This is a genomic window from Nostoc commune NIES-4072 (assembly GCF_003113895.1).
Classification (GTDB): domain Bacteria; phylum Cyanobacteriota; class Cyanobacteriia; order Cyanobacteriales; family Nostocaceae; genus Nostoc; species Nostoc commune.
The window spans coordinates 4,885,442-4,909,851 of the sequence record NZ_BDUD01000001.1 but is presented as its reverse complement, the minus strand read 5'-3'; the positions used below and the strand labels follow the sequence as shown (position 1 = coordinate 4,909,851).

The following is a 24,410-nucleotide window of genomic DNA, read 5'->3' as shown; positions in this document are numbered from 1 at the left end:
TAGGAATTAAAAATTAAAAATTAAAAATGCAAAATTATTTTTGGTAATTTTGCATTTTTTTATTCATCATCCACCTCTGCTTCCTCTACCCACTCAGGTGTAGCCACAGAATCGGAGAATTCTGGGAAATCATCTGCAAAACGGATAATTTGTCCGTTGAAAAATTCTGCTAGACGTTGAGCTGCGATCGCTACTTCGTCAGGTTCCCAATCAGGTACGGGTGTTTGCTTTGGCGGCACAGGTGAAGTTTGCACCCCATGAACATTCACCCCATTTCCATTTACACCATTTCTATTTGCCCCATTTCCGTTACTTGCTGCTGAATCGGTTTTTAATGGTGCTGGTGGTGGAGTTGCTGGCTGTGGTACTGGTGCTGGAGGCGAAATTTGCTGGTTATAACTGGGAGTTGGTGGCTGCTGAGGGCGAGTAGAATCTTTTGGGAGAGAATTTTTTTTGGCTGAGGTAGAGTTTGAAGAAGTTCCTTTTTCTATATTTATCTGGATTTCACGCTGGAAAGTCTGCTGGAAAGCTGCCGTAATCATCGGTAGATAAGATTTTCCCTTGTCATACCATGCCTGTTTGATAGCAATTCGAGCCACAACACCATCGAACTCGATGAGTTGGCTCATTTGACGCAGCATTTCTTGCCTTGATTTTGGCTGGAGGTTAGCAAGCACCTGTTGCCAAACTTGAGTTAAGTCGTATTCTGCTTCTTCAACAACTTCTGAAGTTACTGGTTCAACGTTCGTAGGTGGAACGGGTACAGATTCCGGTTCTGGGATTGGTGGTGAAACTGAGTTAGCAGCCGAATTGTGATTTGTTTGCCGTTCAACTGGAGAAGATGAAGTAACAGACTGATTTTGGGCAGCCGCTACATGATTGTTTGCAGAATTATGATTTTTTTGCGGTTCAGCTATTGGTAAAGAAGAGACATTTTGGGTAACTGCTGGAGAATAGCTTGGAGATACAGCAGGTGTGTTAACTCGCTGCATGACACTTGGGGCTTGTGGCTGAATATTCGTCGCACTGGGTAACAATCCTAGTAATGTTACTTCCAACCACAAACGCGGCTGGGTGGTATTTTTAATTTGCACTTCAGCTTCTCGCAAGTGTTTTTGTCCTGCCAAAATCACGCTCATATCGAAGTATTGAGCAAACTCAATCAGCGCTGTCCAGGTTTGCTGAGTACAAGCAACCAAATCGTGGCGATTGGGTGCGGTTTTAGCAATGAGTAAATCCCGGTAGAAGGCGGCGAGATTTTGCAGAAGAGTTAGCGGTTCTCGACCACGATCTAGAATGTAGTGGGTACAGTCTAGAACTGCTTCGGGTTTATCTTGAGCGATCGCATTTAAAAGCGCCAGCAAATCCTGTTCGCTTACTGTCCCCACTAAATCCCAAACTCGATCCGGTGTCACAACACCTGCTAATAAACCTAATTGATCGAGCAAACTTTCGGCATCTCGTAACCCTCCTTGAGAAAGTTGGGCTACCAGGGTGACAGCATCGGGTGAAATATGAATGTTTTCAAAAGAAGCGATCGCACTTAAATGCTTTACCATCGCCTCTAACTGAATGCGTCTAAAATCAAACCTTTGACAGCGTGAAATAATCGTTGGTAACACCCGTTGCGGGTCTGTTGTCGCCAACACAAAAACTACGTGTCTGGGTGGTTCTTCTAATGTTTTTAGTAACGCGTTGAATGCCTGGGTACTGAGCATGTGGCAATTATGCACTAAAAGTCCATTTGCCACAAAATTATGATTATCTGCTACTTCAATGTCATAAACTCGCTCAACCCCAGCGAGGTGAACAGATTCGACTGTCTCCAAACTTGTAATCCATCGCGGAGATGGAATATTGTTTAAGGTCTGCCAGCCATTGTCTACTGGTGCTTGCGCCCATCTGGATGTAGTGGTATGTTTTGTCTGTACTACTTCTGGTATAAAACTTTGTTGCGGCTGAATATCCCATTGCTGTAAGCCAACTGGCGATAAGTTGATTTTCTGCGCCAGAGAATCCTTCTGTATGCAATTGAATTTGTGGACTTCCTTGTGGACTGAGACTGAGTGAGCCATCATCCATGTACCACCAAGCAAGCCCTTCTGGGGTAATTCGATTAAGCCAGTCCATAGAGACGAGCTTTTTATCCCTATTTGGCTTAACGATGTCAAAGACATCTTTGAGTTGGGGATGACAAGCTGTGTTACAGGTAACTGATATGTTTCCGTATCCTTTGTTAGCTGTAATTCGCAGTTTTGGACGCAATTCTTGAAGGCGATAGGCTTTGTATTCCAACCATTCTTGCTGTTTTTCTGCGTGTGTCCAACACAATCTGGGGAATCTGCTGTATTTATTGGGATAACTGATAGAGCAATCTCCAAGTAAGGTTCCGTAGATAAGTCCAAGTGCATTTGGCTGGATAACTGCCGCATCTGCAAGGAACTTTTCTGTTCTAAGTTTCCAGATTCCGTGTCCTTTTTTATATGGATGTTTTTCCCAGCGAGACTGGATGCTGATGATTCCTCGGCCTTTTTTTTGTAAAAAGGTTGGGATATCGAGCTTTTCTCCACACCCGCAGGCACAGAAAGGTCGGAGTAATTCAGCTTGTTTAAGGATAGATTCCAGGTCGTATGATTTTTGCCTAGATGTATTGCCTTTAAACTGGTGTCCGCTAACAAATCTCCGGGTACGTCCGTCGATACCAAATTTGTAAATGAGGATGCCGCATCCACATTGACAGGGGATAGTATCTTCACTCCTTCTTTTACGTCCTTTGCTTGTAGCCATCCCTGGTTTGTCCTAATTAAGTGATTACCCGTACATCTAATTTCTCGGTTGGTTGTCTTGATAACCAGGGTTTGCCGTTCTCCTTGATCTAACCACCTAACAACTTTCTTGAATTCCCACTTACTTAATAAGTCGTTGTAGCTCAGAACCTTCTTATCTTTAATTTTGGGATCATCAATTCTTTGAAATCCCTCATCAGTCAAAACCAGAGAATCTCCAGTTAAGCATTCATCGATTACATAAACCTTATAGCGACACTGCACAGGAGCAAACTGAGCTTTTTCAATCAACTCGCGGATATTATCGACACCAGTGTTACTAGCAGCATCGATTTCAATTATGTCTAAGGCGTAGCCCTTGGTGATCCCCTGACAAACTTCACACACGCCGCAGGGTTCAGCAGTAGGCTTGTCACTTTTGAGACAATTAAGAGATTTAGCCAGAATCCGGGCACTAGAAGTTTTCCCCGTACCTCTTGGCCCAGTGAATAAATAGGCGGGGGCGATTTTGGATGTGCCGATCGCATTCGTGAGGGTGGTAGCGATCGCCTCTTGGCCCACTAGTTCAGCAAAACTCTTGGGGCGATATTTGTGGTGCAGGGGTTCGTAAGACATGGAAATATAGACTTCAATGCCTTTCAAAGTTAATTAGTAGCACCGAGTCGAGTTTAGGATTCAATTATTTTAGACTCTTGTACCTGCTTGGTTTGTACATATTGCCAGAGCTACCGCCCTCAACTAATGCCGTTAATTTTGGCACTCAGGAAAGCAAGTAACCAAAGCTTATCTTCTACTATGATTTCAATATCAAAGTATTGGAATTATAGCATATCATTTAGTACATTTGTTCTATCTGGGGGGAGTGGGGAGTAGGGAGTGGGGAGTGGGGGAAGCAGGGGGAGAATAACTAATGACAAATGACTAATGACTAATGACCAAAGAATTTTAATGACTGAACTAGCGCCATAGTCCAGTGCGATCGCTACAATCTTAGGATAAGCAAAACTCAATGGTGCAGCAGATGCTCAAGCGGCTATTTCAATGGCTTAAAAAGCTTTTTCAGAGCTTGTTCGGTGGAAAACAGACTGCCTCAAAATCTAGAGGAAATGTGCCAAAAGAACCAGCGCCACCCTTAACTGATACCGATCTGGAATTTCTTTTCAACGAACTGTTGCAAGGAGTACATCAAGCACGAGGGGAAGCGTGGGCACAAAAGTGGCTGCATAATATTGAACATCGCATCTCAACTGAAGACTGGGTTGAGTGGTTAAGGCGTTTTAGCGACAGATTGCTAGCATCACCTACACCCAATAATGAAATAGCTGCACGGTTAGTGCAATTGGGTGAGTTGAACATCGGAGAAATCGGAGATGTTGCCTATAGTATCGGGATGCAGTTGTTGACACGCAATCAAGGCGAACCAATTTGGGAATATGAAGGGCCAGATGCTTTTAGCACAATACCATCTGAGCCAACTGCCCCTATATCAGAGTCAGTAGATACCCCAGACAACCCCCCAGAGGGAGAATACCAAACTGTCACCCTAGAAGAGTTGTTTGTGATGTTGCAACAAGATGAAAACTTACGCCAGCAGATTGCTCAACAGCTTGGCGTTGAGACAGACGATCCAGAATTGCTTGTCCAAGCATTGATTAGTCAATTATATCCTGCTGGTCAATCGACTACAGAGCAAACAGAAAATTAACCACTTGGCATCAAGAGTCGAATCGGGGAATTGTAACGTTGTAATACTCTACTCTTGAAGTTTTGTATATTTTTTGCTAACCTGCGACGGAAGCCCTGTCCCGATCTAATGGATTTTTACGTAATTGATGATTTTTTTAACACAACGATGGCTACAATCTAGAAAAACAAAATCCAATAGTGTGGCAGATGCTCAGGCGGATATCGCAGTCGCTTAGAAGGTTTTTAAAGCGCCTCATTGCAAGTAAGCAGGCTAGTTCTCTCAAGGGTACGAGAGGACACAATCTGGTGGAGATGCTACCAGAACTAACCAATGCGGATCTGGAACAATTGTTTATCCAATTGTTAGAAGGCGTGCATCAAGCACGAGGACGACAGTGGGCATTGAGGTATCTGCAACGTCTAGAAAATCGCATTCCGGCTGAACGCTGGATAGACTGGTTGGTAATGTTTGGCGAAAGCTTGCTAGCTTCACCGACACCAAATCCGCTTTTAGCAACAAAGATGGTGCAATTGGGGGAACTTGGTGTTGGCAGAATTGGAGATGTTGCTTATGACATTGGCATCCGCCTGATGCAAAACTCACCCACACAGATAGAGTATGAGGAGAATTATCCAGAAGAGGATTTAAAAATCACTCCTGGAGAAGAACTGATCCGCAATTTAGGCGAACAGTTATGGGAGTATGATGAACCAGATGTAATAGAAACTACTCCAGGTCTTGAACTGATCCGCAATTTAGGCGAGCAGTTATGGGAGTATGATGAACCAGATGTAATAGAAACTACAACCAATGAAGAAATTATCCCAACTTCGCCTGGGCAAGAGTTAATCCGCAGCTTAGGTGAGCAATTATGGGAATATGATGAGCCAATAACGTCAGCGCCTAAAAATGCCTCTTTTGAGGAAACATTCACCCAGAATTTAGAGGAACTGGTATTGAAGTATGAAAGGGAAGATGCCCAAACCACAATACCCGAAAATTTCCCTCTCCCCGCAGCAGAAGATTCAATCACCTCATTAGCCCAACTGAGGTTTGATGATGATGAAGTTGTTCAACGTACAACAGGAGCAAATCTCCTTTCTACGAGACAAAGAAGTGAATTAACAACTTCTCCCTCAGTGGAAACCTGGGATAACACTTTGACCAATTTAGAGCCAAATGTGGCTAATACATTAGATGAGTTGTGGGTGAGATTGGATCAAAGTACCAATTTAGTCCAGCAACTTGCTTCTAATTTGGCAGTTCAAAGCAGCAATTCCCCTGGTATAGTTGAGCGACATGGCGACGATCCTGTTACCCAGGCTCAAGGGTGGTTTTATCAAGGTCTAAGCCAAGCGAAAACAGGTGATTTGTTAGGCGCGATCGCATCTTATGACAAAGCCATCGCACTTCAACCAGAATTCTCAGAATATTGGTTTAACCGAGGCTTGACGCTGTTCCATTTAGAACGTTTTGATGAAGCGATCACATCTTACGAAACCGCCACACAACTGAAACCCGACTTCTACAAAGCTTGGTACAATCGCGGTGGAACTCTCGGAGAATTAGGATATTTTGAAGAAGCGATCGCTTCTTTTGACAAAGCCATAGAAATCAAGCCAGATTACCAAGAAGCGTGGTCTAGCAAGGGTTTGGCACTGTTGAAATTAGGTTGGCTACCCGAAGCTATTTCTAGTTATGACCAAGCCCTACATTTGGAACCAGAAGACCAAGAAAACTGGTATCACCGAGGTATAGCATTAGCTGTCAGCGAACAATTTGCAGAAGCGATTATATCTTACGACAAGGCGCTAGAAATTAACCCAGACTATCACGAAGTTTGGATAGACCGGGGTGTAGTGCTGTTTAATTTAGGAAGATGGTCAGAAGCGATCGCTTCCTGGGATAAAGCACTATCAGTTCAATCCGACTTCTACTTAGCTTGGTACAACCGGGGCATAGCCTTAGACAACTTAGGACGTAGACAAGAAGCGATCGCCTCCTATCAACAAACGATCGCCATTAAACCCGACTTCCACTTAGCTTGGTATAATCAGGCAGTAGCATTGTTTTATTTAGAACAATATGCCGAAGCGATCGCTTGTTATGACAACGCTTTGCAAATTAAACAAGATTATTGGGAAGCTTGGATTGGTCGGGGAACTGCGATCGGTCATTTAGTCAATGCTGAGGCATTGCAGATTTCGAGTAGTATAACAGCGACAAATCCCGCCTTACAACAGGGCGGCTACGAAGGGAAATTAGCCAGCTACGAGGAAGGGTTAAAGCATCTGCGGACAGACACCCATCCAGAAGGTTGGGGTAGATTGCATTTTGCGATCGCTAATACTTACTACGAACAAGGCAAAAAAAATACTAATCCTCGCGATTATTGGCGCAAAGCCGCATCTGAGTACCATCAAGCGCTGCTAACCCTCACACTAGAATATTTTCCCCTATTGCACCTAGAGGTTTTACAATCTCTAAGCAAAGTCCTGATGGGTTTAGGACAAACAACACAAGTTCAAGAATTGCTGCAACGCGGTACAGATTTATTGCGACAATTACTGAGTGAAGAAACTCGCTCAGACGAAAGTAAAAAACAGTTAGCCCTGAAATTTGTAGGCTTTGATCAATTAGCAGTTGATTTAGCCGTAGAGTCCGGTGATTTAGTTGAAGCCTGGGAAATTGCCGAACAAGGCAAAAATGCTTGTTTAAACTGGCTACTTTATGGCTGGAATGACAATATTTACTCGCCTTATTATGGCGCAATTCAACAACTATTCAATCCTACAACAGCAATTATTTACTGGCATATTAGTCCAGTTGCCTTACACACATTTATTCTCAAAGACCAAGCGCCATCACCGATCCTGCTATTTACACCCATGCAAGATACTGGGGCAATACCTTTAGGAGAAGACGCTATTCGTCTCAATGAATTACCTCTACCCGAAGCAGTACAACGCCTAATTGAATTTGAAACTTGGCTAGAAGATTGGCATCAACAATACCAAGAATATCGCACCACAGCCCAAGACAAAGAAAGTAAAAGCCAGCATTCTTGGCGAGTTGATATGGAACAGAAGCTGTCACAATTGTATGAAATTCTGAATATTTCCACAATTGCACAGGAACTTGAAGGTATCACCCAACTGGTTTTAATTCCTCACCGTGACTTGTACAGATTGCCAATTCATACCCTTTTCCATCTTCCTTCCCCATCGCCGGAAGAATTGCCGAATGTAGAGTCAAATTTCAGCGTTACCTATCTACCTAGTGCCCAAATAGGTTTATCAATAAGAAATGAAGATATCTGGCAGTGGCAAAATCAATTATTGCTCAGTGTTGAACATCCAGAAAATACAGCTTATCCCCCACTGAAATTTGCAAAACTTGAGTCAGAAGTTGTTAGCCAGATGTTCAATAATATCCAACGAATTCAAGGTGTAGAAGCCACGAAAGATATTGTTGAAAACGCCTTATTTGATAATTACAACATTTTTCATTTTACAGGTAATGTTATTAATAATTTGACTGAATCCAAAAAATCAGAATTAGCATTAGCAGGTGAAGACAAACTTACTTTAGATGAAATCTGTCAACAAAATCTAGCAAGTTACAACCTGATTACCCTCTCTGCTTGTGAAAACTTAACTACTAGCAACCACACTATCAGCAGCGAATATGTAAGTTTAGTGACTGGTTTTGTGAGTCAAGGCGTTCCTCATGTAGTAAGTACTCTCTGGAGTGTAGAGTCTTCAGCTAGTGCCTTGGTGATGATAGAGTTTTACCGACGATTACAGCCCAATAAATCAGCAGTTACAGCTTTAGCTGAAGCAACCCGATGGCTGAAAGAATTAACTGCTGGAGAACTAACAAAATGGTATGAAGATGTCTTGAATAATCTGCATCCTGAAGAAGTACGAATTCAAACTTATTTAGCGACACAACTATATAGAAATAGTAAAATGGCATCAGATAAAAATCTTTATAATCATGCTTACTACTGGGCAGCATTCACGATTACAGGTAAGCCGAATTAATCTTTAATTAAGCCTAATCTAACTCCCTGCGTCCTTCCAATGCCCTTGCCAGAGTCACCTCGTCGGCGTACTCCAAATCACCACCTACAGGCAAACCAAAGGCAATCCGCGTCACCTTGGTAAATGGTTTCAATAGCTGACCGATATACAGGGTTGTTGTCTCTCCTTCTACACTGGGACTAATTGCCAGAATTACTTCTTGAGGTTTTTGCTGACTCACCCGGCGCTGCAAAGCCAGTATAGTCAACTGTTCTGGGCCAATTCCATCAATTGGCGAAATTACCCCACCTAAAACGTGATATTTGCCTTTGTACTCGCGGGTTTTTTCCAGCGCAATCACATCGCGGGGATCTGACACGACACAAATAGTTTTGTTGTCACGATTGGCATTGCGGCAGATTTCACAAACAGGTTCAGCAGATAAGTGAAAACAAACAGAACACAAGCCTATCTGCTTTTTTGCCTCAATCAGCGCATGTGCTAAAGCTTCTACTTCTGCTTCTGGTCGCTTCAAAATATGCAAAGCCAGTCGTTGGGCAGATTTGGGGCCAACTCCCGGTAGGCGTTGCAATTGCTCAATTAACCGTGCTAAAGGGCGTGCGTAAACCGTTGTCTTGTCTCCAGTGTGTAATTACCTTAACTATGATGACATTCTTACAGAATTTTGGAAGGAAGCGTTTTTGATTTAGTGATGAATTGCGTCTCTAGACGCAATTCATCCAGCTTTATCAACCAGGAGGCCAGTTCAACTGCCGTCCTCCTAAAATATGCAGATGTAAGTGGTAGACTGTCTGACCACCATCATCACCAGTGTTGATAACAACTCGATAACCGTTTTCCAGTCCAGCTTCTTCTGCAACACGTTTGGCGGTTAACAAAAGATGCCCCAACAAAGCATGATCATGAGATTCAGCATCAGCTAGTGTGGGAATTGGTTTTTTGGGAATAACAAGGATGTGAACTGGCGCTTGGGGATGGATGTCTTTGAATGCTAAGGCTAAATTATCCTCATAAACAATATCAACGGGGATTTCCCGACGAATGATTTTGCTGAAAATCGTTTCTGTAGTTTCACTCATACAAATCTACTTAATCATCTGCTAAAGATTTTAAAGGTTTACTGTAGCGACTAGTACCGCAAGGCGGAAGTCAAAAGGAGCCAGTGCGTTGGGCGGCGAGCCGTTCTTGAAGCAACTGGCGTTCAAAAGTTCTGTATATCAAGGCTTTTGCTTGTTTAAAATAGTAGCTTGATTTACGCCCTGCTGTACTAGATCATTTACACAAAAAACTTTTGCAATTCTTATCATTACAAATGCATAGAAATAAAGCGGTGATGGGGTCGGAGTTTTCTCTTAAAGGGAGACGCTAAGAGCGATCGCGGTTAACTTATAATCAAAACAACTTGCCTTTAGGAGATTGACTTTCATGACATATATCTGCCCAAAAAGCCTCACTTTTGAAAATTTTCTTTCCCAATATCGAGACAATCCCCGCTATGAATTAGCAGACGGAGAACTAATTGATATGGAACCCACTGGGCCACACGAAACGGTAAGTGGCAAACTTGCAACCCAAGTTGGGATCTACCTTGTTGCAGAACAACTTCCCTGGTTTATTCCTCGCACTTGTTTAATTTATCCTTTTGCTGATACAGCTACAGCTCGTCGTCCTGATGTTGTAGTTCTTGATGAAACCGTTCTTGACCGTGAACCACTTTGGGAGCAAGAACCCGTAATTACTCTTGGACGCTCGATTAAATTGGTGGTGGAAGTCGTTAGTACCAACTGGGAAACCGACTATGCACGGAAAGTTGAAGAATATGCACTTTTAGGCATTCCTGAATATTGGATTGTAGATTATCGGGGATTGGGCGGTGTAGCATTTATTGGTAAACCTAAACAACCTACATTCACTATTTGTCAATTAGTTGAAGACACTTATACTCAACAACAGTACCGACTCAATGAATTAATTAATTCGCCACTTTTGCCGCGTCTTCAACTTCGCTTAGATGGCATTCTGCCTCGTTAAGTATTCAGTGCAGAAGAAGAGTGAGAAACGTAGGCGTAGCCCGTCGTAGATATCGCTTGTTTTAAATCTATTACCAAAAGTGCGATCGCCAAGTTTAAGAATATTTTTCTTTAATTGTCCCTAGACAGATATAGTCATAATATGAGTTAAAGGTGATATTATCTCTACAATATATGTCAGGAAACAATGTCGTGGGAGGTAGAGTTTACAAACGAGTTTGAAATGTGGTGGGTTGAGTTAGACGACAGCACCCAAGTTGCTATTGATGCAGCAGTAAGACTACTTGAGGCGCGGGGGCCAGAACTTCCTTTTCCCTACAGTTCAAAAATAAACGGCTCACGTCATTCCCACATGAGAGAGTTGAGGGTACAGCACAGAGGAGAACCTTATCGAATCCTTTATGCATTTGATCCCAGGAGAGTCGCCATTCTTCTTCTTGGAGGAAACAAGGGAGGGGACGATCGCTGGTATGAGGAGAATGTGCCAAAAGCAGATACATTGTATGACGAACATTTAGAGGAGTTAAAAACAGAAGGATTCCTATGAAAACGAAGCCATTTAAAGAACTTCGCAAAAAAATGACTCCTGAACAACTTTCAGAAAGTGAAATGCAAGCAAACCTTGCATTACTCAAGTTGACACTTTCCGAGCTTCGAGAATCCCTTGGACATACTCAAAGCGATGTTGCGAAGAATATGGGAGTGGTACAATCGGCGCTTTCAAAAATTGAGCATCAGGATGATATTCAAATATCTACGCTCTCTCGATACATTAAATCTCTTGGTGGAAGTCTGACAATAATTGCTCGTTTTCCTGAACAAGAAGTTGTGATTTCTCAGTTCGATTGAGATTTGACTGGCGATCGCATCTACACCTTCCATCATAGGCATTCGCAAATCCATCAGTGCCACATCGGGCTGATATTTATAGATGATTATTATTTTGAAAAAGATAATTCATCTAATACCAAAAGTTATATAGGAATCCGATTTGATTTGTGAAAAGATACGTAGGGTGTGTTAGCGATAGCTTAACGCACCAAACCCTTGATAATGGTGCGTTACGAACTCCGTTCTAACACACCCTACAATACCTAATTTTGTTCAAAAATCAAATAGTAGTCCTATAATTTTTTGAGAAAATTATAATGAGTCATATATATTAGGAAGCTAAACGAGTAGTTTGAAAAAATGCGCTTGCAGGGATAAATATGTACCTAAAATCACAGTTAAAGTCGCAAAGTATACTAGAAAGCACTCTCCCCGAAATGGAGAGGCTTTAAAACCCCCATTCTCTTATAGAGAAAACTCATTCGGTGGGTCAGGTTTACCAGGCTTACCAGGCTTAGATGTTACCAAAAAGACTTTTTAAACATTCTTTTAAAACAACCTCTTAGGACAAATTTACTAATTACGTAGCTGCCTTATTTAGCAACGCCCTTTTTTTAGAACTGATGCAGCTTGAAGGTGCAAAGGGTGCGAAAGGGTTAAGCCGAAAATATACGGCTACAGTATTGATCATTTATATACTCAAATCTGCAATTTAACTTGATACGCCAGACAGCAACGAACAGCTACGATAGATTTTGTAAATCGGACAGGATGCTTAACATACAATAATAGTGCTATACCTTTGTAGTTGAAAATTTTAATAAACCACAAAGGCTTAAAAATCACAAAGCCGATTGCAACACAACCGTATTTGATGGCTAAATCAATTGTTTCAACAAACCGACTCGGTAGCCAGTTAATCCAGTGGTTGCTTGAAGAACATCGATCAGAGAAAGAAGGGCCTTACCGCAAGGAAGAACCACATCGCCAGCATCCTTGGTGGCAGGTGATGTGCTTAACTGGTGTAGATTATTTCTCGACCCTTGGCTACCAACCTGGGATTGCAGCACTGGCTGCTGGCGCTCTTTCTCCTGTAGCTACCCTAATTCTAGTTTTGCTGACGCTCTTTGGAGCATTGCCAATCTATCGGCGCATTGCTGCCGAAAGCCCTCATGGTGAAGGGTCGATCGCAATGTTAGAGCGTTTGCTCCCTTGGTGGCAAGGCAAATTACTTGTGCTATGCTTACTGGGCTTTGTAGCAACTGACTTTATTATTACCATTACCTTGTCAGCTGCTGATGCCACAGCCCATATCATCGAAAATCCGCTTACGCCACATTGGCTTCACGATCAGACGATCGCAATTACCCTGATATTAGTTGCATTACTAGGCGCAGTTTTCTTGAGAGGTTTCCGAGAAGCGATAGGTATTGCAGTCTTTTTAGTGGGAGTTTATCTGCTGTTAAACTTCATTATCGTTAGCTTCGGTGTGTATCAAATTTTAACTCACCCAAATGCGATCGTTAACTGGCAGACTGCACTTTTTGCCCGTCATTCCAACCCTTTAATACTAGTCGGCATAGCTCTCCTCATATTCCCCAAGCTAGCACTGGGATTATCAGGCTTTGAGACTGGCGTAACCGTTATGCCCCTGGTAAAAGGTAGCAACAAGAACACTCCGCACCATTCCAAAGGTCGGATTCGGAATACACGCAAGTTGCTCACCAGTGCTGCTCTGATTATGAGCTTCTTTTTGCTTACCACCAGCTTTATAACCACTTTACTGATTCCAACCGCAGAATTTGCATCTGGGGGCAAAGCTAATGGACGGGCCCTAGCATACCTAGCACATCTACATTTAGGCGATGGCTTTGGCACAATTTACGATTTAAGTACTATTTCGATTTTGTGGTTTGCAGGTGCATCTGCAATGGCAGGATTGCTGAATATTGTACCTCGCTACCTACCACGCTATGGCATGGCACCCAATTGGGCACGAGTAACGCGACCTTTGGTGTTAGTCTACACAGCGATCGCTTTTGTTGTCACAATTATCTTTAGAGCAAATGTGGAAGCCCAAGGTGGGGCTTATGCAACTGGTGTGCTTGTGTTAATTACCTCAGCCGCCTTTGCCGTAACCTTATCAGCCCACCGTCACAGACAGAAGCGGGCAAGACTGGTATTTGCAATTATCACACTGTTATTTTTATACACCACTGTTGTTAATATCATCGAAAGACCAGAAGGCATTAGGATTGCTGGTTTTTTCATCGGTGCGATCATTTTTACCTCGCTGGTTTCTCGTGTTTGGCGCTCAACAGAACTACGAGCAGAGCGAATCGAAGTTGACGAACTAGCTGGTCAATTCATTGCCGAAGAGAGCCAGAGAGCAATACGCTTAATTGCTAATAGGTTCAATACGGGTGATGCCCTAGAGTATTTTATGAAAGAGAAAGAAGTGCGCGAGGATAACCATATTCCACCCAACGATCCAATTCTCTTTTTAGAAATTCAGGTTTCAGATGCTTCAGAATTTGCGGATGTGATCAAAGTAAGAGGAGTGCAAGTTGGTGATTACCGCATCCTCCGGGCTGAGAGTGCAGCAGTACCTAATGCGATCGCGGCTTTACTGCTCTATATTCGTGATCAAACAGGTAAAATTCCCCATGCTTACTTCGGCTGGGTTGAGGGCAACCCCATACAATATTTACTGCGTTTTATCTTGTTTGGGGAAGGTGATATTGCTGTAGTCACCCGTGAAGTACTCCGTCGAGCTGAAAAAGATCCCCATAAACGTCCTGGCGTTCATGTCGGCGGTTAAGTAAGAAAGGAGAGCAGGGGAGGCAAGGGGAAGAGAAAATTTATAGGGATTCTCATTTGAATCGGTACTGGCTAGGGACACGCCATTACCGTGTACCTACGAGTATCTGTGTTATCTAGATTGGGCTATAGTAAAGCTCATATAACTTCAGAAGTACTCACAATGAATCAGATACAACTGACTTTAAGTATTGTTTACCTGTTCATGACATGCTATTTTCTAAGCAATTGGTTAATCTTTTCCCTACGTCATCCTACTACTACTCCAGAAGATAAATTTTTATCAGGTGTGATGTTTTTGGTAACAACTATCTTCTGGCCTCTAATGATTCCGATGTCTTGTTTAGAAATGCTTCAAAAAAAGCAAATAGACTTTAATAAAATGGTTTCTTTTCTCTTAGCAATATTTGTATTTAGTATTTCATATTATTTGACTGAATAATTTATAATTAATCGTCAAAACTTGCGTATATAGGAGTCGTGTTTGATTTTTTTTAATCAGTATACTCCGAAAAGGCTTCTTTAATCCCTGTCTATCGTACTTCTCTGCGAGACGCTTTGCGAACGCGCACCACGCAAATAATTTTAAAAATCAAAGCGGACTCTATATATAAAGAGAAGCCGGAGGCTCACAAGCCAACCTTCCGACTTCTTTATCCAGCAGACTACCTTCACTTCTTAGGCAGTCTATTTATTGAATTTGGAATTTTTTAACGGCGTCTGCTGCCGAAACCAGTTGTTCGGCGGGGTGCTGAACTACGCCCACTGCCAAAACTACTACCAGAATTGCCTCTGGGTGAAGTGGCTCTGCCAGAAGGTCGTAAAGTGCTACCACCGAAACCAGAACCAGAAGGACGGTTATTACCTGTAGTGCTACGCGGTGTGTTGCGTATAGTTGAATTTCCCGGATACGATCTTCTAATTGTCCCTGTATTACGGAATGCAGTGCGATTTCTCACGGCTGCGGGTGGTGTATTATAGCGAGTTTGGTAGCTTTCAACTGCTTGGCCATAGCTTCCGCCATATCCACCAAAACCAGTTAATCCTCGGCCTGATTGATAGACAGGGGGTACATAATACTGAGGTCTAAACAACATACTACCAATTGCCTGACCAGCCAAGCTACCAGCTACAGAGCCAGCAAATGGTGCCCAAAAACTATTTTCTTGACGGACTACAACCGTCTCTTGTTGTCCGGTTTGAGGATTGGTTTTATTCTCGGTAACGTTGTGGACATACTCGATTTTAAAGTCTTCCGTCAAATATAAAATCGGTTGCCCTTTATCTACCTTTAGATAGGTCTTTTTACCTTGCTTGATTTCATCATCAGTTAACCGTGCCATTTGCAAATTTTCGGTTGCAAAGGTTGGGGGATTATTGTTAAGTAAAAACAAGCTGTATTCACCAGTTGCATCATCATAAGTAGCTTGTTGTATTTGATACTCTCCGTCACTTAGCTTCGTGTTACTAGAGGTTTGACTAACGTTCTTAGCTGGAGGAGTAGCTTCGTTTCCCCCACCACAAGCAACAGTTGTCATACACAAACTCAGAGCTAAAAAAACGGCTGTAAATTTACGTACTATGGTCATGATCATTGGATTATTGTCCTATCTCTGAGCTTAACAATTTATCGATGCGAGTAGTAAGTACGGACTACCCAACAACACATTATAAAGGAATCAATTCTGGGTAATATTGCAACAGTTGGTCGCTAGTGAGTTCATCGCCTAACTGTGCTGGCGAGAAATGTACTTGGATTGCTTTGAATTTATGTTTATAATGCAAATTTATCAATGCTTTCAAGCCTTCCTTGAGTGCTTGAACGTTAGAGAGATCAGTTTCCAACTCTGGTACTTCTCCTTCATAAGCTGCTGTAATCATCACAATGACATTCTGGGTTACAGGTATAGATAAAGGTTCATTCGATCTATCAGAATTGTAACTTGGTTCACTGAGATATCTTTGGGCAGAGTCAGTAAATAATTCATTCACGTAATCTCCTGCCTCGCCTTCATCAAAAAATACGTCACCTTCGTTAGCAGCAGACAGCCAATATTCATCGTATTGCAGTAGGGTTTGGCTAATTTCTACCAATCCTTCTCCCAAAACTTCTAAATCGCCATCGGCATCGATCGCATCTCGTCCAGCACTATTTAATACTCCCAAAATTGGTGCTACCTCGCCTCCCCCTAAGTGCAGAAATAGGCGCAAGACTACATAGCGAGTTCGACCGATCATTCTATTAAAGGTATCGCGCATTTTTTCCTCCATAAATTTGCTTTTTGTCATTTGTCATTGGTCATTGGTCAATAGTTTAATAACTATAGCAATCCTAAACGAGTTGTGAAAATTAATCGTTGAGGTAGGGAACAGGAAATAAGGATTTAGAAATGCACTTCGTTTTTTCACGAATGATTTAGGACTGCTATAATACCCAATGCAATATTTATCGGGTAAGGGTTGAGTCGTCCTAGATTCAGATCCCCCCGCCTACGGCGACCCCCTTAAAAAGGGGATTGGGGGGATCTGCAACTACTAATTGCGCTAACCAAGAAGTATTGATACCCCATTCCTAATGACCAATGACTAATGACTAATGACCAATATAGTGAAATCCTTTGACAAAATCTATAACCATATTTAACGAAGGCAATATATATTTTGTTGCTTCACTGGATATATAATCATAAGCTGAAGCATTCAGAGCAGAGCGATTAATAAATCTTTTGCCAAACTGGGGATTGTCATGAGCAATCAAAGTCTGGGCGCTGGAATTTGTTAAAATTGTTTGGGTTGGTGCTTTACAAAAATTTAACTTTGCAGCTACTTCGAGATTTTTTTTCATCTGTTTAATTGTTGTAGCCTGACTCATCGCTTGCTCTAGAAGAATATTTAATTCTTTAACGATATGGGGTGATTTTAGCGATTTTAAATTTTGGTTCGCAATAATTTCATTGTTAATCATTTCTACCATCCTGGAAATATTCTTTTGGGTAGATACCGCATCTAGAAAGGGAAGAATCGCAATGTAAGCAGTCGGAAATAATGCTTCGTCGCTATCTACATGAAATGTAAAAACAGTTCGACGGGGCCCACTTTCCATGCTTGGGGGTTGTTTCAGCGCCCGGTATTCCTGAGCAATTTGATAATAAGCGCCAGCAAGAGCAAAATTGGCTTCGTGTTCTATGGCTGCATCAACAATAATTCGGATTGTTGGCGGTGTCTCGTTAAAAAATTCTCGTGACTCTTGGGAATGGAAGTTTTGGATAATAGAGCGATCGCCTACCGGGCTAAGATCAACCCATTCACAAATCATGCCTTCGGTTTTTAAACCAAACCTAGAGGTGGCATAAAGCTTTGCCCCAGTTAAAGTTGATCCTGTTAAGTCAGCACCAATCCATTCCGCCCTGATTAATTTTGCCTGAGTTAAATCGGCGTGGATGAAAATTGTATTTGTTAAATTGGCATTGCTTAAATCTGCGCCAATTAAAGTAGCCCCGCTTAATTTTGCACCGCTCAAATCTGCCCACCGGAGATTTGCACCGCTTAAATCTGCCCACCGGAGGTTCGCCCCGCTCAAATCTGATCCGCTCAAGTTAGCATGTCTAAGATTTGCTTGTCTGAGTTCAGCATCTCGCAAATTTGCGCCGCTAATGTCACAACGACTGAGGTCACTGGCATTTAAGTTAGCCATCTCCAAGTTGGCTCCCGTCATGGAAGCGCCTTTCAATATGGCTTCACTCAAGTTAGCGTAACGGAGATTAGCTAGGCGGAGTGTCGCCTCTCGCAGATCGGCACTAGTGAGATTAGCCTCCAACAGATCGGCGCGGCTAAGATCAGCACGAATTAACTCGGCGCGGATCAATGAGGTTCCTTTAAGTTGAGCGCGGGCCAGATCCGCTCGAATCAAATTAGTGACGTTGAGACTGGCGTTATTCAAGATGGCGCTACATAAATTTGCGCCACTGAGTCTTGCTACATTCAGCTTAGTATTACTCAAGTTAGCTTCACTCAGATTCGCGCCGCTCAGGTTGACTATACTCAAATTAGCATCGCTAAGATTTACGCCACTGAGTTTTGCCCCACTCAGGTTAGCTTCCGCGAGGTCAACACCATTAAAGTTTAAGACTCCTGCCGCGTATTGTTCCAGTAATTCCTCTACAGTCATTGATGCTACCCCTTGGATGCCAACTTTAATAGTTGGTATCATAAAAAACGGAATGTCAAAATCAAAAATGAATATTGGGATTTTAGGACTGGGACTGATCGGCGGATCTTTGGGTTTTGATTTGCGATCGCAAGGACATCATATCTTAGGAGTCAGTCGCCGTGAATCCACTTGTCAAAAGGCAGTTGCTCTTGGCAGTGTTGATCAAGCATCTGTTGATCTGAGCCTATTGGCAGCCGCAGAGGTTGTATTTATTTGTACACCTCTAGGGCTTATTGTGCCCCAATTTAAGGAAATGATCGCTCATTTGTCTGCTTCTTGCGTTGTAACTGATGTGGGTTCAGCGAAAGCACAGATAGTCAAGGCGATTTCTCCCCTTTGGGATAATTTTATCGGCGGTCATCCAATGGCGGGAAGGACAGATAGTGGTATAGAAGCTGCACAACGAGATTTATTTGTTGATAAACCTTATGTACTAACACCGATAACTACAACTAAAACTAGTGCGATTACAGTTGTAGAGGAAATTGTGCGATCGCTTGGGTCTAAAATCTACTATTGTCAGCCTGAGCAACATGACCGCGCTGTTAGTTGGATTTCTCATTTACCTGTAATGGTCAGTTCCTCTTTGATTGCTGCTTGTTTGAGTGAAACTGACCCTGATGTTTTGGAATTAGCCCAAAAGTTAGCTAGTTCTGGTTTTCGGGATACCAGCCGTGTGGGTGGTGGGAATCCAGAGTTGGGTGTGATGATGGCCCGGTATAATCGTCAGGCATTGCTGCGATCGCTGCAACAGTATCGTCACAATCTCGATGAGTTAACTAATTTAATTGAGCAAGAAAATTGGGCAGCTTTAGAGCAAAAGTTGAAATCAACAGGAAAGGCACGACCTAATTTTGTTGATTAGTTTTAGGGTGCGTTACATTATTTACAACGCACCCAATACTACGTAGGTTTTGCCTAAAAAAGTACGTTTTATAGTCACCAAACCGATGTAATATACAGATAAATTTACAAAAATCAACAATGGTAGAACGCCCAATTAAGAAATCGGAACGTCAGGCTCAAGCAAGCACTGACAACAATTCCGAAAACACGGATTCTATACCTCCTATTGAATCCAACCCCAAAAGCTCAAAACCGAGCCGTAACCGTTCATCTGACAAGGGGAAAAAAGCATCTTATGGAGAAGAAAACAGGCAGCAGGGAAATCCTGCCCTAGCACGCGGGCCAAAACCTGTTAAACCTCCAATCAAAGTCCAAACAGAAGAACTTGAAACCGAATCAGAACCTACTTCTGAGGAGTCTCAAGAATAATATTACAAGTGTTACGTGTGATGTGGGAAGCTATCAGCGTATGAAGACTAGGATTTCTGACTTGAACAAAGATGTTGAGCGCAGTCCCCACCTAAAAATACTATAGAAATATCTACATTTTAGGTGGGGTGCAAGCGTTACCAGTATAAAACGCGCAGCAACAACTATTCCGGCTTTTCTTGATTCTGTACATACTCAATTAACCGGGACAGTGGTGCTTGTGCGCCAACGCTAATAATCGCATAAGAACTAGACCAAAACTGTGGTTTAGTTCCCCAGTAAAACTTAGATAAATGATCACTATACTCAGAGCGTAATCGACGCGATGTAACTGTTTTAATATTGTTCACTAATTTTGATAGGTCAACTGATGGGTGAGTTTCGAGCAGTGCGTGAATATGATCACCCTCTCCACCAAATTCGATTAACTCACACTCCCACTTGGTTAAAAGCTCTTTGATAATGATATTTATTCTATCTAGCATCTCAGCAGTTAGAGACGTTCTCCGAAATTTAGTTACTAGAACCAAATGATAAATAAGTCTGAATGCACTGTTACTGCGGGTTTTTAATGCCTGCTTCTTTTCCATTAACTAAGCAAATAACTAAGTTGACAACTATAGATAGTATCTGATACTATGACCTAAGTCAAGGTCGAGGCTAAAGTCATGAGTAAGAAAAAAACTAAGCGGCATGAATCTAAAAAACCGCCAGAACTAATCAGAACTGATGTTTGGGATTTAGTAACTCTAAAATCTGAGAAAGAGCAAATGCTTTTAACGATTGAGGAGTATCGTAAATACCTTTTACCATTGGTGATAATAGTAAATGCTCAATGGCTTAACCTGTCCGATATGACTGCAAAAGATAGGGTAAATGCTGTTGAGAGAATGATTCATAAAACAGCAGATAACCCTGATCCGAAGCATAGATATTTTCAATCAATTATTAAGCGTCATCCATCTCACCGCAAGTTCCCCAGTTATTTAAGACGGGCTGCAATTGCAGATGCTATTGGGATTGTCTCAAGCTTCCAAACTCGTTATAGAGAGTGGCAGAGTGGTATCAGGGCTAGAAGGAATGCGAAACCGCCAAGACTGACGGCAATGTGTAATACCTACCCAGCCTTATACAAAGGTCAACAGATTCGCTACAACTTAAATTACCAGACAGTCGATATTAAGGTTTGGAGCGGAACTGATTGGGTATGGCTTGGTGGAATTGAGGTAAAGCGTCATGGGCTTAATCGGCATTTAACAGATGGCAATGAAATTTGTTCACCTGCATTAGTGGTAAACAAAAACAAATGTCAGTTATCAATGCCAGTAAAAATTGACAAAATTAATCGGGAGGATTCTGATTATGTAGTTAGTGTTGATTTGGGCATTAATAACGCAGCAACTTGTGCGGTAGTAGGAAAGGACGGTACTGTAAAGGCGCGGAAATTCATTAATCTGGCTCGTGACATAGACCGTCGTAATCAACGCCGAATGATGATTGCCAAAAAGTCTAAGCAGACTCAAAATATTACTAATTCTAAACGAGAAAAAGGTTTCTGTAAGGGACTTTATCGCAAGTCCTCACACATTAATTTAGAAATTTCGCGTCACGTTGCTAGAAGTATTGTTGAGTTTGCAAAAACTTATAATGTCAAAGTAGTTGTGATTGAGAGCTTGGCTGGTTGGAAGGCGAAAGCTGCCAAGAAAGGTTCTTTGCTAAAACAGAAATTTCATCTGTGGTGTCATGCCAAAATCGTTGAGATAATCACAGATAGATGGGCTGAGTTAGGGGGACAAGTTCAAGCTATTAATCCTAAATATACCAGTGCTTATGCTTTTGACGGAAGCGGTAAAGTTAAGCGCGATAAAAATAATTATTCTCTAGCCAAATTTGCAACAGGCAAGCTTTATAATGCGGATCTATCCGCAGCCTACAATATAGGTGCTAGATATTGGTATTGCATAATTCAAGGTGATAAAGCCTTTTCTAGAGTGAACGCACAGCAAAAGTTCTAACGACACACTGAGAACGCCAGTAACTCTGGGAACGTTGAGAAGTCTTACAGCTTCTTAGCGAAAGAATCCCCATCTATAATCTCTGATTTAGATGGGGTGCGTTCAATGCTTTTAAATTAAACTTTATCATTAGTGGATAAAGTCAATCAATTTCTGTAACTAGCCATTGCCACTCAGTGACTACAGTGTTAGATATATTGAGAACCAATTGCTGTCCACTAGAGAGTGGCACATAGAGTTTGAGCGCATCAGCTGTTGGCAGTTTCGGTAAAATATCAGTTAAATTATATTCGCCTACATTAGGGACGGGTACATTTAGAGTGTATGCATCCGATGCATTTAGCAATCTTCCAGTTACTGTCTCAATCAACAATGGTTGGGGGTGAGCAATTTCAACAACACCTGGAAAAGCAACCAAGCGCAACCGCAACTCTTTTACCAGACTATTGTAATTCTGTTTGAACAGTAGGACTTGCCAAGCATATCCTTTTTCATCTTTGATAGATACTTGTGAGTGGTAGCGCAAAACACTAGGAGAATCATGGTGTTGACGCAGCAGTGCTTGTGCTGACTGCACACTCCATCCACATCCAGTTAATGCCAGAAACACAACTAGGACACAACACCAAAAATATTGTTGGAATTTTAGCTTCATGTAACACATTTTACAACAGCATTTAGGATCAGAGCCGGAGATGCAATGCCTTGCTGTTAACGACAAAGGTTTTTTTGTTTCAGCGCACGGGTAATGCGTTCTAGTAGTCTATCAATTCAACTTTGACGAAGAGATAAATTCTTCAACTTCTCTTCTTTCCTTCTTCCTTCTCTGCAATACGCTTTTTCCTCCCCCTACTCCCTGCTTTCCTGCCCTAAAAGCGATAAGATATTCTTTATTTGCCAGTCCCTTAGCTGATGTGTGGAAAGTTTTGTCCCCTTTTTTTCACCTACGGACTAGCATTTCTCTTGGTTACGGTTATACTGCCTTTATTGGTCGATTAAATCCACTGCGTATTGTTGTATCCAAATTACTAGTTATACTTTTGTACGAAGGCGGTCAATTAGTGCAAATTAAATTGAGATTTTCTTTAGCTTTAGCTGGGATGTTTCAAGGTATTTTATTCTTTGTATTATTTTAGCAAGATATATATATATTAATTTACATATTAATTTACAACCGAGTACGAGTGATGTAACAAGGAATTGGGGAATAAGAAGTAGGAGAGCAGGGTAGGCAGAGGGAGAGTAACTCTTGACTAATGACCAATGACCAATGACTAATGACTAATGACTAACATTTAAGGAGATTTAATGTGTTTAATCGGAAATTATCGCTGTTACTAAAGGTTGTAAGTATTATATTGGCTGTTGGTGTAAGTAGTGTAAGTATTAGTCTGCTTGTAGGCATAACTAGACTTGACCAACTATTGGGAATTCAAAAGCAAAAAAGCGACACTGCTAAAACGAGTTCAGATAGGGCAATGGGTGCATCAGCTCAGTCTATCACTCCAGCCACAGTCCAGATGAATGAAGTCCCAAAGCCTTTTGAGGGAACAATCATTTATCAAGCGAAACTAAAAGCAAATGAGAAAGTAATCGCCCTGACTTTTGATGATGGCCCTAGCCCCAAAAATACGGCGCAGATTTTAGAAATTTTGAAGAAAAATAATATCAAGGCGACATTCTTCATGGTTGGGCAAATGGTGAAATATTTTCCCCAAGTTGCCAAACAAGTAGCTGCTGATGGTCATGTAATTGGCAACCATACATGGCATCATTGGTATTTTCAAATGGATGGAGCCACTGCATCTAGTGAAATTGATCGTACAGCAGACATCATTTACAAGACCACAGGAGAGAAAACGACTCTGTTTCGTCCCCCTGGCGGCTTTCTGAATAATGGACTAGCCCAATACGCCAAAAACCAGAAGTATGCTGTCATGATGTGGTCAGAACAGTCGGGAGACGCTGAACGTCGTTCGCCTCAAGTGCCAATGCTAGTAAAAAATGTGCTAAAACAGGCAAAACCAGGTGCAATTGTACTGTTACATGATGGAGGCGGTAATCGTTCTAAATCTGTCAAAGCTTTACCAGAAATGATCGCAGGTTTGAAGGCCCAAGGCTATCGATTTGTAACGATTCCCCAATTGCTGGAAATGCAAGCCAAAGAAGAAAGTGCGGTAACAGCAGCATCATCTGTGACCACAAATCATGAACATCCAAATCATCAGTAATAAACTAGGGGTAATTACACCTCTAATTTTGCCGAGAATATTGGTATATCTCATTAATTTTGTTGGGTTCGTAGTAAGCACTTCAGTGCTTAAAAATCTAGGACTAAAGTCCTTACTACAAACTTTTTCACTTAACCTACTGCCATAAATTAAAAGCCTATTCTTGGTCATCTAAAATGACACGCTGATTATTGGGTTCAAATCTTTACATACAATCTAAAAGATTTCATAATGCGACACCTCATAAGCTTCAACCCTACGATCGCAAGCACACGCGATCGTAGGGTTTTTTATGTTGAATGCTTTTACCCCACATTCCGCAGTTCGTTTTGTCATATACAAATACTAAAAATCTTCTCCTAATATCCTAATAATAGTTGAATAGCAATGTCCACGACGGGCTGATACTGTTGGCGAAAGTGTTACAAACGCACGGACAAAAGTGTTACAACTCAAAGCCGCAACTACAGATTGAAGGT

Annotated in this window: 18 protein-coding genes; 10 read left to right on the top strand and 8 right to left on the bottom strand. The window is 41.9% G+C overall.

Annotated features, from left to right (window positions below):
* Positions 1-59: 59 nt before the first annotated feature.
* A complete protein-coding gene (dnaX, locus tag CDC33_RS21825) occupies positions 60-3,401 on the bottom strand; it encodes a DNA polymerase III subunit gamma/tau (protein ID WP_109010642.1) in 3,342 nt (1,113 codons plus the stop codon).
* Positions 3,402-3,807: 406 nt separating this feature from the next.
* Between dnaX and CDC33_RS21820 the strand changes: the two genes are divergently transcribed.
* Both CDC33_RS21820 and CDC33_RS21815 read left to right on the top strand, forming a co-directional pair.
* Positions 3,808-4,491: a hypothetical protein gene (locus CDC33_RS21820; protein ID WP_109012666.1), complete on the top strand. Its 684-nt coding sequence runs from the start codon at positions 3,808-3,810 to the stop codon at positions 4,489-4,491.
* A gap of 188 nt (positions 4,492-4,679) precedes the next feature.
* Positions 4,680-8,519, top strand: a complete 3,840-nt coding sequence (locus tag CDC33_RS21815; RefSeq protein WP_109010641.1) for a CHAT domain-containing protein — start codon at positions 4,680-4,682, stop codon at positions 8,517-8,519.
* A gap of 13 nt (positions 8,520-8,532) precedes the next feature.
* On the opposite strand, the gene recR is transcribed toward CDC33_RS21815, so the two are convergent.
* Both recR and CDC33_RS21805 read right to left on the bottom strand, forming a co-directional pair.
* The gene (gene recR / locus CDC33_RS21810; RefSeq protein ID WP_244919309.1) at positions 8,533-9,090 is read right to left on the bottom strand and encodes a recombination mediator RecR; all 558 of its coding nucleotides are present in this window, start codon (positions 9,088-9,090) and stop codon (positions 8,533-8,535) included.
* Positions 9,091-9,247: 157 nt separating this feature from the next.
* Complete coding sequence (locus CDC33_RS21805; RefSeq protein WP_109010638.1) at positions 9,248-9,598, bottom strand: histidine triad nucleotide-binding protein; 351 nt, start codon at positions 9,596-9,598, stop codon at positions 9,248-9,250.
* Between the two features lie 346 nt (positions 9,599-9,944).
* Here CDC33_RS21805 and CDC33_RS21800 point away from each other — a divergent pair, with 346 nt between their 5' ends.
* The 4 genes from CDC33_RS21800 (at position 9,945) to CDC33_RS21785 (ending at position 14,201) form a co-directional block, all read left to right on the top strand.
* A complete protein-coding gene (locus CDC33_RS21800) occupies positions 9,945-10,550 on the top strand; it encodes a Uma2 family endonuclease (protein WP_109010636.1) in 606 nt (201 codons plus the stop codon).
* A 186-nt stretch (positions 10,551-10,736) separates the two neighbouring features.
* Positions 10,737-11,096: a type II toxin-antitoxin system RelE/ParE family toxin gene (locus CDC33_RS21795; protein ID WP_109010635.1), complete on the top strand. Its 360-nt coding sequence runs from the start codon at positions 10,737-10,739 to the stop codon at positions 11,094-11,096.
* The gene (locus CDC33_RS21790) at positions 11,093-11,398 is read left to right on the top strand and encodes a helix-turn-helix domain-containing protein (protein ID WP_109010634.1); all 306 of its coding nucleotides are present in this window, start codon (positions 11,093-11,095) and stop codon (positions 11,396-11,398) included. Before CDC33_RS21795 ends, CDC33_RS21790 begins: the two co-directional genes overlap by 4 nt.
* An 856-nt stretch (positions 11,399-12,254) precedes the next feature.
* Positions 12,255-14,201, top strand: coding sequence for an APC family permease (locus tag CDC33_RS21785; protein ID WP_109010632.1), 1,947 nt, complete (start codon positions 12,255-12,257; stop codon positions 14,199-14,201).
* 709 nt (positions 14,202-14,910) lie between these two features.
* On the opposite strand, the gene CDC33_RS21775 is transcribed toward CDC33_RS21785, so the two are convergent.
* The 3 genes from CDC33_RS21775 to CDC33_RS21765 all read right to left on the bottom strand — a co-directional run bounded on the left by CDC33_RS21775 (position 14,911) and on the right by CDC33_RS21765 (position 18,368).
* Positions 14,911-15,795 (bottom strand): hypothetical protein, encoded by an 885-nt coding sequence (locus tag CDC33_RS21775; protein ID WP_109010629.1) that lies wholly within the window; start codon positions 15,793-15,795, stop codon positions 14,911-14,913.
* 73 nt (positions 15,796-15,868) lie between these two features.
* Entirely contained in the window at positions 15,869-16,459 is a 591-nt protein-coding gene (locus CDC33_RS21770; RefSeq protein WP_109012665.1) for a DUF1517 domain-containing protein, read from the bottom strand.
* 334 nt (positions 16,460-16,793) lie between these two features.
* Positions 16,794-18,368, bottom strand: coding sequence for a pentapeptide repeat-containing protein (locus CDC33_RS21765; RefSeq protein WP_109012664.1), 1,575 nt, complete (start codon positions 18,366-18,368; stop codon positions 16,794-16,796).
* Positions 18,369-18,435: 67 nt separating this feature from the next.
* Between CDC33_RS21765 and CDC33_RS21760 the strand changes: the two genes are divergently transcribed.
* A complete protein-coding gene (locus CDC33_RS21760; RefSeq protein WP_109010627.1) occupies positions 18,436-19,275 on the top strand; it encodes a prephenate/arogenate dehydrogenase in 840 nt (279 codons plus the stop codon).
* 119 nt (positions 19,276-19,394) lie between these two features.
* Positions 19,395-19,685 (top strand): hypothetical protein, encoded by a 291-nt coding sequence (locus CDC33_RS21755; RefSeq protein ID WP_109010626.1) that lies wholly within the window; start codon positions 19,395-19,397, stop codon positions 19,683-19,685.
* Between the two features lie 164 nt (positions 19,686-19,849).
* Here CDC33_RS21755 and tnpA read toward each other — a convergent pair whose 3' ends face one another.
* Positions 19,850-20,275, bottom strand: coding sequence for an IS200/IS605 family transposase (gene tnpA, locus CDC33_RS21750; protein WP_109010624.1), 426 nt, complete (start codon positions 20,273-20,275; stop codon positions 19,850-19,852).
* Positions 20,276-20,353: 78 nt separating this feature from the next.
* Between tnpA and CDC33_RS21745 the strand changes: the two genes are divergently transcribed.
* A complete protein-coding gene (locus CDC33_RS21745; protein WP_244919308.1) occupies positions 20,354-21,700 on the top strand; it encodes an IS200/IS605 family accessory protein TnpB-related protein in 1,347 nt (448 codons plus the stop codon).
* A gap of 142 nt (positions 21,701-21,842) precedes the next feature.
* On the opposite strand, the gene CDC33_RS21740 is transcribed toward CDC33_RS21745, so the two are convergent.
* Positions 21,843-22,355 (bottom strand): DUF3122 domain-containing protein, encoded by a 513-nt coding sequence (locus CDC33_RS21740; RefSeq protein WP_244919307.1) that lies wholly within the window; start codon positions 22,353-22,355, stop codon positions 21,843-21,845.
* Between the two features lie 655 nt (positions 22,356-23,010).
* On the opposite strand from CDC33_RS21740, the gene CDC33_RS21730 reads away from it, so the two are divergent.
* On the top strand, positions 23,011-23,931 hold the full coding sequence (locus CDC33_RS21730) for a polysaccharide deacetylase family protein (protein ID WP_244919306.1): 921 nt from the start codon (positions 23,011-23,013) through the stop codon (positions 23,929-23,931).
* Positions 23,932-24,410: the final 479 nt, after the last annotated feature.

Excerpts from the sequence above, each read along its gene's own strand:
- CDC33_RS21745 (WP_244919308.1), top strand. The coding sequence starts at position 20,354 with ATGAGTAAGAAAAAAACTAAGCGGCATGAATCTAAAAAACCGCCAGAA.
- CDC33_RS21740 (WP_244919307.1), bottom strand. The coding sequence starts at position 22,355 with ATGAAGCTAAAATTCCAACAATATTTTTGGTGTTGTGTCCTAGTTGTG.
- CDC33_RS21790 (WP_109010634.1), top strand. The coding sequence starts at position 11,093 with ATGAAAACGAAGCCATTTAAAGAACTTCGCAAAAAAATGACTCCTGAA.
- CDC33_RS21800 (WP_109010636.1), top strand. The coding sequence starts at position 9,945 with ATGACATATATCTGCCCAAAAAGCCTCACTTTTGAAAATTTTCTTTCC.
- tnpA (WP_109010624.1), bottom strand. The coding sequence starts at position 20,275 with ATGGAAAAGAAGCAGGCATTAAAAACCCGCAGTAACAGTGCATTCAGA.
- CDC33_RS21775 (WP_109010629.1), bottom strand. The coding sequence starts at position 15,795 with ATGATCATGACCATAGTACGTAAATTTACAGCCGTTTTTTTAGCTCTG.
- dnaX (WP_109010642.1), bottom strand. The coding sequence starts at position 3,401 with ATGTCTTACGAACCCCTGCACCACAAATATCGCCCCAAGAGTTTTGCT.
- CDC33_RS21795 (WP_109010635.1), top strand. The coding sequence starts at position 10,737 with ATGTCGTGGGAGGTAGAGTTTACAAACGAGTTTGAAATGTGGTGGGTT.
- CDC33_RS21805 (WP_109010638.1), bottom strand. The coding sequence starts at position 9,598 with ATGAGTGAAACTACAGAAACGATTTTCAGCAAAATCATTCGTCGGGAA.
- CDC33_RS21760 (WP_109010627.1), top strand. The coding sequence starts at position 18,436 with ATGAATATTGGGATTTTAGGACTGGGACTGATCGGCGGATCTTTGGGT.
- CDC33_RS21815 (WP_109010641.1), top strand. The coding sequence starts at position 4,680 with ATGCTCAGGCGGATATCGCAGTCGCTTAGAAGGTTTTTAAAGCGCCTC.
- CDC33_RS21785 (WP_109010632.1), top strand. The coding sequence starts at position 12,255 with ATGGCTAAATCAATTGTTTCAACAAACCGACTCGGTAGCCAGTTAATC.
- CDC33_RS21770 (WP_109012665.1), bottom strand. The coding sequence starts at position 16,459 with ATGCGCGATACCTTTAATAGAATGATCGGTCGAACTCGCTATGTAGTC.
- CDC33_RS21820 (WP_109012666.1), top strand. The coding sequence starts at position 3,808 with ATGCTCAAGCGGCTATTTCAATGGCTTAAAAAGCTTTTTCAGAGCTTG.
- CDC33_RS21765 (WP_109012664.1), bottom strand. The coding sequence starts at position 18,368 with ATGACTGTAGAGGAATTACTGGAACAATACGCGGCAGGAGTCTTAAAC.
- CDC33_RS21755 (WP_109010626.1), top strand. The coding sequence starts at position 19,395 with ATGGTAGAACGCCCAATTAAGAAATCGGAACGTCAGGCTCAAGCAAGC.